General features: G+C 56.9%; 1 protein-coding gene. It reads right to left on the bottom strand.

Going from position 1 to position 979, the window contains the following annotated elements; all coding sequences use genetic code 11:
- Positions 1-29 precede the first annotated feature (29 nt).
- On the bottom strand, positions 30-854 hold the full coding sequence (locus ACQUST_RS14870; protein ID WP_435130341.1) for an IS5 family transposase: 825 nt from the start codon (positions 852-854) through the stop codon (positions 30-32).
- Between the last annotated feature and the right edge of the window lie 125 nt (positions 855-979).

Raw genomic sequence — 979 nt, 5'->3', positions numbered from 1 at the left:
TGCCGTGTTGAATAGATGCTAAGTCACGATTAGAGTGGCTCACAGACCGGTTCTATGTTCGAGATAGCGAACATGAGGACGATTTCACGGAACTGCCGATACCAGCCCAGCGCTCGCACGGCATCGCCGAGCGAGCGCTTCGTGCTCGAGTACGAAGTTTCGGCCATCCAGCGCTGAGAGTAGCCTTTTGCCCGGATGAGTGCGTTGTGTCCGAGCGTCAACGGCCTCGATCCACGCTGTAGGATGAGTGGTTCGACGCCAAGTGCGTAGAACTCGTACTTCGTGACCCAGTTGTGGAAGGCTTTGTCAGCGGCGACGGATAGCAGGTCGTCCGCGTTCCGGCGGACGACCTGCGGCCCAGTCTTCGTATCGTGTTTCCACCGGGCGGAGATGTGTACGTCAAGGACGGCAAGAGACTCTCTATCGGTTAATGTCGTCACTTTCAGTGTTTGGACGTTACGTCCCGACCGCTGGCGATAGTACGACGAGGCCGAACGGCGGTCGAAGAACGTGCTGTCGAGTGCAGCGTGGCCAGACTGCGGGTGCTGCTGCGCTGAAACGCGCAGCAGCGCCCGCCACACCCACATTTCCAGCCGGTCGAACGATTTGTAGATCGTGCTGTAGTCTGGGAGATCGTCTCGATCTAACTCGAGGACGTTACGAATCTCAGCCATGTACTTCAGCCGATTCGGCGTTTCTCGGTAGCTGTGGCCGTCTTCGAGCCGAAGACAGTGCAGTACGACGTGTTTCCAGCGGGCGAACCCGCCGCTGGCGGGCTCGCCCGCGTGCTTTCCCAACGCTTGTTTGACTAGGCGACGACACTGCTCAACGAAGTCGAGGAGATCGACTTCCATAGACAGAATCGATTTCCTCGGCTTCGTCCTTCTACTCCGTGATATAAGCCGATTAGATCGCTATTCAACACAGCAGTCTGTGAGCCACTCTAATCGTGACTTAGCATCTATTCAACACGGCAGAA

The sequence above is a fragment of the Halobaculum sp. D14 genome (assembly GCF_051195135.1).
Taxonomy (GTDB): domain Archaea; phylum Halobacteriota; class Halobacteria; order Halobacteriales; family Haloferacaceae; genus JBNTKA01.
Note: the sequence above shows the minus strand (reverse complement) of the source record. Positions and strands in the feature narration are given on the sequence as shown.